The sequence below is a fragment of the Cellulosilyticum ruminicola JCM 14822 genome (assembly GCF_001311925.1).
In the GTDB taxonomy this organism is placed as follows: Bacteria; Bacillota; Clostridia; order Lachnospirales; family Cellulosilyticaceae; genus Cellulosilyticum; species Cellulosilyticum ruminicola.
Genome location: NZ_BBCG01000099.1, coordinates 1 through 6895, shown reverse-complemented (window position 1 = coordinate 6895; position 6895 = coordinate 1). Strand labels below are relative to the sequence as shown.

The 6895-nt window shown below is 32.7% G+C and carries 6 protein-coding genes; 1 reads left to right on the top strand and 5 read right to left on the bottom strand.

Going from position 1 to position 6895, the window contains the following annotated elements:
- Window positions 1-328 precede the first annotated feature (328 nt).
- Together glmS and JCM14822_RS17405 are read right to left on the bottom strand one after the other, a co-directional pair.
- The gene (gene glmS / locus JCM14822_RS17410; protein ID WP_054743805.1) at window positions 329-2158 is read right to left on the bottom strand and encodes a glutamine--fructose-6-phosphate transaminase (isomerizing); all 1830 of its coding nucleotides are present in this window, start codon (window positions 2156-2158) and stop codon (window positions 329-331) included.
- 329 nt (window positions 2159-2487) lie between these two features.
- On the bottom strand, window positions 2488-3243 hold the full coding sequence (locus JCM14822_RS17405) for a hypothetical protein (RefSeq protein WP_054743796.1): 756 nt from the start codon (window positions 3241-3243) through the stop codon (window positions 2488-2490).
- Window positions 3244-3412: 169 nt separating this feature from the next.
- On the opposite strand from JCM14822_RS17405, the gene JCM14822_RS17400 reads away from it, so the two are divergent.
- Window positions 3413-3607: a hypothetical protein gene (locus JCM14822_RS17400; protein WP_054743795.1), complete on the top strand. Its 195-nt coding sequence runs from the start codon at window positions 3413-3415 to the stop codon at window positions 3605-3607.
- 38 nt (window positions 3608-3645) lie between these two features.
- Here the strand turns inward: JCM14822_RS17400 and JCM14822_RS17395 are convergent, their stop codons facing one another.
- The 3 genes from JCM14822_RS17395 to JCM14822_RS17390 all read right to left on the bottom strand — a co-directional run bounded on the left by JCM14822_RS17395 (window position 3646) and on the right by JCM14822_RS17390 (window position 6717).
- On the bottom strand, window positions 3646-4884 hold the full coding sequence (locus tag JCM14822_RS17395) for a transglutaminase domain-containing protein (protein ID WP_054743793.1): 1239 nt from the start codon (window positions 4882-4884) through the stop codon (window positions 3646-3648).
- A 163-nt stretch (window positions 4885-5047) separates the two neighbouring features.
- The gene (locus JCM14822_RS23310) at window positions 5048-5179 is read right to left on the bottom strand and encodes a hypothetical protein (RefSeq protein ID WP_306307383.1); all 132 of its coding nucleotides are present in this window, start codon (window positions 5177-5179) and stop codon (window positions 5048-5050) included.
- Window positions 5180-5184: 5 nt separating this feature from the next.
- The gene (locus JCM14822_RS17390; RefSeq protein ID WP_157047872.1) at window positions 5185-6717 is read right to left on the bottom strand and encodes a SulP family inorganic anion transporter; all 1533 of its coding nucleotides are present in this window, start codon (window positions 6715-6717) and stop codon (window positions 5185-5187) included.
- Between the last annotated feature and the right edge of the window lie 178 nt (window positions 6718-6895).

The window sequence follows — 6895 nt, the reverse complement described above, 5'->3', positions numbered from 1 at the left end:
AAAATCATCTAGGAAAGTAGGACTTTCCTAGACAATAAAAAAGCAGCTAGGAAGATTTTCATTTTCCTAACTGCTCCTATTAACTTGTAACTTTGAACCTATACTTATAAAAATGAAGTTAAGCTTAAATTACCTAACTTCATTTTTATTTCTAACATTATTCTTGTTTAAAAATATGCAATTATAAATGTATATTCATACACACTTAATTCTCATTATACAATCTTAATTCTCATTATACAATCTTAATTCTAGCTATCCAAACTTAATTTTCACTATACACTCTTAATTCTAGTGCAACAGTATTTCACAAGGAGTATTTTTTAAATTACTCTACAGTAACTGATTTTGCTAAGTTTCTTGGTTTATCTACATCATTGCCTCTTGCAATTGATACATAGTAAGAAATAAGTTGTGTTGGAATAACAGCAAGTACTGGCATTAATAAGTCTTCTGCTACTGGGATATAAATTACATCATCAGCTACTTTTGCAACTTCTGTATTTCCTTCCTTAGCAATTGCAATAACGAATGCACCTCTTGCTTTTACTTCTTTGATATTTGAAATCATTTTTTCTTCTAATGCATCTTGTGTTACAACACAAAGAACAGGTGTACCTTCTTCAATAAGTGCGATAGGCCCATGTTTAAGTTCTCCTGCTGCAAATGCCTCTGTGTAGATATAAGAGATTTCTTTTAATTTAAGTGCAGCTTCTCTAGCTGTTGTATAGTCTACACCACGTCCAAGATAGAACGCATTATGTGTATCTTTCATATCTTTTGAGTATTGTTCAATTGCATCTTTATTTGCTAAGATTGATTCTACTTTTGCAGCTAATCCTTCGATATTTTTGATAAGTTCTTGATATCTTTCGATTATTACCGCACCTTTTTTGTATGCAAAATCTAAGGCAATCATATAGAATGCAATCATTTGTGCTGTATAAGCTTTTGTTGAAGCTACAGCGATTTCTGGACCTGCCCATGTATAGAATACATCATGAGCTTCTCTTGCTACAGATGAACCTACTACGTTAGTGATAGCAAGTACTCTTGCCCCTTTTGCTTTAGCAAGTTTCATAGCTGCTAATGTATCTGCTGTTTCACCTGATTGAGAAACAACAATAAGCATTGTGTGTTCATCAATAAATGGGTCACTATATCTGAATTCTGATGCGATATCTACTTCTACTGGTACTTTAGCAAGCTTTTCAATTGCAAATTTACCTACAAGACCTGCATGATAAGCTGTGCCACATGCTACGATATACATTTTTGTAATGCCTTCTAAGTCTTCTTTTGTAAGTTTGATATCATCAAGGTGAATCATACCTTCTTCATCAAGCCTTCTTAAAAGTGTGTCACGGATAGCTTGTGGTTGATCATAGATTTCTTTCATCATGAAGTGATCAAATCCACCTTTTGATGCAGCTTCAATATCCCATTCTACTGTTTTAAGTTCTTTTTCAACAACATTATTATTACCATCATAAATTGTAAGCACGCCATCTTTTACATGAACCATTTCATCATTTTCTAAGTAATATACATTACGTGTATATTTTAAGATAGCTGGTACGTCTGATGCGATAAAATATTCCCCTTCTCCTATACCTACGATAAGTGGACTTTCTTTACGTACTGCAACAAGTTCACCTTTATGCTCTGAAGATACTACACCAAGTGCATATGCTCCTCTAAAAACACTTACTGCTTTACGTGCTGCTGCAAGTAAATCACCTTCATAGTATTTATCAATAAGGTGTACAGCTACTTCTGTATCTGTTTCAGATTTAAATACATAACCTTCTTCTGTAAGTATTTCACGAATCTGCATATAGTTCTCAATAATCCCATTGTGTACAACTGCAAGTGTTTCTGCAGAGTTTAAATGTGGATGTGAATTTACATCTGATGGCGCTCCATGTGTTGCCCATCTTGTATGTCCGATTCCAACTGTACCTTGAATAGGATTTTCAGCTAAAATTTTTTCAAGACCTGCTAAACGTCCTTTCTTTTTAGCCCAATTAATTGTATCGTTATCATTAACAACTGCAATCCCTGCTGAGTCATATCCTCTATACTCAAGTTTTGATAACCCATCTACAATAATTTCTGATGCTTGTTTGTTTCCGATATAACCTACGATTCCACACATAGTTATATATACCTCCTGATTGTTCAATTATTAAAGTACCAAAATACTAATCAGGGAAATTCACGATAAGCTTATTGTCCTAAGAATCACTTCTTAGTTTTGTCAGCTTATTAAGGTTGTGATACCTCTAGAGTATCCGCCGAATTTTCGATAGCTCTAGTCCTCGTCAACTTAACATACAATTAAGTTCTGGCGCTTGTTTTTTTATTTCCCTTTTGCTATTATAGCATAATTTTTTCTGAATGCCAGTGTAAATTTCTAAAATAAAATTTTTATTTTATTTAAAATATTTAATTCAGTCAAAAAAAGAGAACTTCAAATGTAATATGTCAGTATTCATACGACTCTTTAGTTCTCTTTTCTATATTATGCACCTTATAATATTTTATAGTATATATATTATTTTTAGGTAACCAATTTTTAACTGTTTCTTTAATAGCTTCTTTAAGTTGTGCGCCTTGCTCATTAGTAAGTTGACCATCTTTTACTGCTTGATCAATTACTTTACAATATTCTTTAAGTACACGTTTTTTAAATTTACGTGTTGAAATTTTTTCTTCTTTTAAGACATCTTCAAGTTTTTTCCCTTGTTTAATATAAGCTGCTAATTCTTGTTCATCTACACCACATCCTGCAAGAGTTGCTTGAATTACTTTAAAGTTATCTAGTGCAAATGGCTTTGGTTTATTTGGACATGCGTTTGGCTTCCCTGGACATGTACTTTGTTGTGGTTTTGCTGGTTTAGTTTGTGTTGTTGGTGGCTCTGTTGGTTTTACTGGTTTAGTTTGTGTTGTTGGTGGCTCTGTTGGTTTTACTGGTGTTGGTGCTGTTGTTGGCTTTGCTGGTTTGCTTGGCACAACAGGTGTCATTGGTTTACTTGGTGCTGGCGTCGTTGGACTATTTAGCACGGGTGGTACTGGTGTTGCTGGTGTTTTTTCCGGTGCTGTTGGTACCGTTGGTGCTTTATTTGGTGTATTTGTTGATGGCGTTCCTTGTCTAGTAGTAGCTACTGCCCCAAATATTGTTGTTCCCGCCATACATACAAGTAATAAACCTGCTATACTTTGAGTTAATTTGCGTTTCATGATGTTCCTCCTTAAAATCTTTCTATATGTATAGATTGTGAAAATTCTTTGATATTATACTTCCAAAATTATCCATATTTATTTTTAGTATGTATATTTTCACTATTAATGGACATATTAAACTTAGCCTATCTCTTTCATGTTCTATGTTTATTAGGAGGTATAAAATATGGTGAAACATCTATTATGTACCAACTGTGGTTATGATATGGTTGGTTCTGAATATATTGCTAATACCGTAGATTCTTCATTAGCTATTGATGGACCTATGTATAGTAATAGTACTTTACTCGCTCTTAATACAAGGCCATACAATCAAATTGTTTGCCCATACTGTAAAAGCGTAGGTAATTGGACAACCTAAAAATAAGTGTAAATGCACATTAGGCATTTACACTTATTTCATTTTACATTGTATCCTACTATAAACGTATTATACTTACTTTCCGTTGTATAACAAATTGATTTTCCTATAGCTTCTGTAATATTGGTTACAACCTTATCCTTCTCCCATTTATTTTTGCTTAAATTATAAAGTATAACTGTTCCAGATGAAAGTGCTTGATTTTTAATATTTTTTAAGGCTATATTAAACTCACTTTGGTTTTTAGCATAATAAACCCCTTTTATTTTTACTGGTACAAAAACGCCACAATATGTATTTTTTGAAGTGCTTGGATACTTGCTATGATTCCAAGTATGTGTCCTCATCATATACTCATCTAATTCATTAAAATAATTTGGTAATATACCTACAGTATTTTCATCTTGATCTGCCCAAGTTAAATCCACATGGTAATAATTATTGAATAGATCTAAAAGATTCCATGCATGACTTTGATTTTTTGCAGTTCCTGTAATAATCTCATTCGGTATCCCTAGTACATTTAAACTGTACATTAAACTTTTAGCATAACCATCACACACTGCCATGCCATTTACTAAGCCTCCCCATATTGTATGAGACATTGGCGTGGCTTTTCCATTAACCAACTGGACTGAATAAGTTATTTTCTCCATTAGCGCCTTTATTAGTGCTTCTTCACGTTCAAAAACATTCATTTTAGTCATAATATGTGAATTAATAATTTCACTTATTTCTTTTGAAATTTTCAAATCATAATCTTGCATTGTTTCTATAGCATTTATTGGATAATTAAACTTAACACTTACCGTCGGTTTATCATTTCCTTTTTGTTCTATTTCCCCACCTGTATAAACAAGCGCAGGATAAAGTAACATTAGTTCTTCTATATGCGCTTGTATCATAGATTGCATCTCATTAATAGAAAAATCTCCGTATTGAAATTTTATTGTAATCTGCTTACAGTGCCTTCCTAATGCACTTTTTAAAATTTCATCTAAATCTTCTTCACATCTTACGTCCCATTCTCTTTTTGTTTGATCTTCTGTAATCGTAAAGCTCTCTATCTGTATAGTTTTGTTATTTTCAATACATACATAATATTTACCTGGTAATGTAATCTTTTCTCCTTTCTTTAATATCTTTGCCTTACTTCCATCTCGACTAATCATAGCAGTTTTTCCTGTAAAGTCAGCTGTATAACTTGTCTCGAATTCCCCTAACTGTATAATCTTTACATATTCCTCTGCATAAGTCGTATTAATCCCTAAACACATCAAAAAATAACTATTATATCTCTTATACTTCTATGAAGCATAGGCACCCCTTTTCAATGTCGTTTTTTCTGAATTATCTTAATTTAATTATATCATATAACAAAAAAAATTGGCTCAAGCATTTTCGACGCTTGAGCCAATTTTTTGTAAATCGTTATACTTTTTAAACTGCCACTTCTTTTCTTTGTGCTGCAACTTCTAACATATGTTCTTCAATTGCCACAATACTTTGTTCTACACTCCAGAAGAAATAATTTTCACCAACTTGTTCTACAAGTCCACTACGTGCCATCATTTCTTTTACTTTAGGTTGTACCCTGCAAAAAGTACTTTTGTGCCTTGTGTTCTAAGACTTGCGCTCATTTCAGCAAGCATTTGTACACCTGTTGTATCAATAAGTGGTACCCCACGCATAGATAAAATCATATAGTGTAAGTTATCAAGGTTTTCCATTTCTTGTGAAAGCTTATCTGTTGTTGCAAAGAAAATAGGACCTGATAAATAAATAACTTTTGTACGACGGTGATGATATCGTACATCAATACCATTTGCAATAAGTTTATCTACATCAATATCACTTAAATTAATTTCAATATCTGCAATACGTACAACAAATAAAATAACTGAGAATAATACACCTACTAAAATTGCAGTTGTAAGATCAAATAATACTGTACATACCATTGTAATTAAAAATTGTGAAATAGCTGTTTTTAATTTTTTCTCAAATATGTATTTAATACTTTCCCACTCATTCATACGCCAGGCAGTTACCATTAATACCCCAGCAAGTGCTGCAAGTGGAATTTGTGACATTACGCCACCTAATAAAAACATAGATGCTAAAAGTCCTACTGCATGAAATACACCTGTAAGTCTTGTTTCTGCACCTGATTTAATCGCTACACTTGTACGTGCAATAGCTGCTGTTGATGGTACCCCACCAAAGAAAGGAATAAGAATATTACCTATACCTTGTGCTACAAGCTCTCGGTCTGCATTAAGTTTTTCATTTTTCATTCTACCTGCTGAAGCACCGCATAATAAACTTTCAATCATACCTAATGCTGCAATACTAATCGCTGGTACGATAAATGGTGTTAATCTTTGTTCTGTAAGTGCTTTAAATCCAAGTCTTGTGTCTGGAAGTAATGTTTTAGGGATGTTTCCTACTACTGCAACATCCATTTTTAAACTCATACTTACAACTAAAGCCACAATAATCCCGACTAATGAAGAAGGTACTTTTGCATTCCATTTCTTAGGCCAAATAATCATTGTTACAATAACAATACCACCTAATAAAACAGCTGACATATTTGGTGTAAATCCTAAATGTCCATATGAAAGTAACTTCTCAATAGCTGTGCTACCTTCTGATGTTACACCAAAGAAATTATCAACTTGTCCTAATGCAATAATAATTGCAATACCTGAAGTAAAACCTGTGATAACTGGAGCTGGTATTAATGATACTAATTTACCAACTTTTAAAATACCTGCAATAAGTAAAATAATACCTGCTAATAATGTTGCAATAAATACACCTTTCATTTGATATTGGTGTACAAGACCAATTAAAATCGCTGTCATGGCACCTGTTGGACCAGAGATTTGATAAGAAGCCCCTGATAAAGCACTCATTACAAGCCCTGATAAAATCGCTGTAATAAGACCTGCTGCTGCATCTGCACCACTACTTACACCAAAGGCAAGTGCTAAAGGTAGTGCTACAGCTGTTACAGTGAGCCCAGCTAAAAGGTCATTAGAAAATCTTTTTCCATTATATCCGGCAAATTCATTTTTAATGTCTAAAATATACTGCTTAATCATGCTTTTCCCACCTTATTAAAATTTTCACTTTGAAACGATTTTTATTATACCTCTTTAAATTCACATTTTCTACATATTTATACCTATCTCGTAAATTTTTATAAAAAATCTACAAGTAAAAATAAAACTCTCATGTTTTTATGGTAAAAAGCATGAGAGTTTTATTTTTAATAATTTT

What these genes read in the sequence shown, in the direction of transcription:
- JCM14822_RS23310 (WP_306307383.1), bottom strand. Translation starts at nt 5,179, where the DNA reads ATGATGGCACGTAGTGGACTTGTAGAACAAGTTGGTGAAAATTATTTC.
- glmS (WP_054743805.1), bottom strand. Translation starts at nt 2,158, where the DNA reads ATGTGTGGAATCGTAGGTTATATCGGAAACAAACAAGCATCAGAAATT.
- JCM14822_RS17400 (WP_054743795.1), top strand. Translation starts at nt 3,413, where the DNA reads ATGGTGAAACATCTATTATGTACCAACTGTGGTTATGATATGGTTGGT.
- JCM14822_RS17390 (WP_157047872.1), bottom strand. Translation starts at nt 6,717, where the DNA reads ATGATTAAGCAGTATATTTTAGACATTAAAAATGAATTTGCCGGATAT.
- JCM14822_RS17405 (WP_054743796.1), bottom strand. Translation starts at nt 3,243, where the DNA reads ATGAAACGCAAATTAACTCAAAGTATAGCAGGTTTATTACTTGTATGT.
- JCM14822_RS17395 (WP_054743793.1), bottom strand. Translation starts at nt 4,884, where the DNA reads ATGTGTTTAGGGATTAATACGACTTATGCAGAGGAATATGTAAAGATT.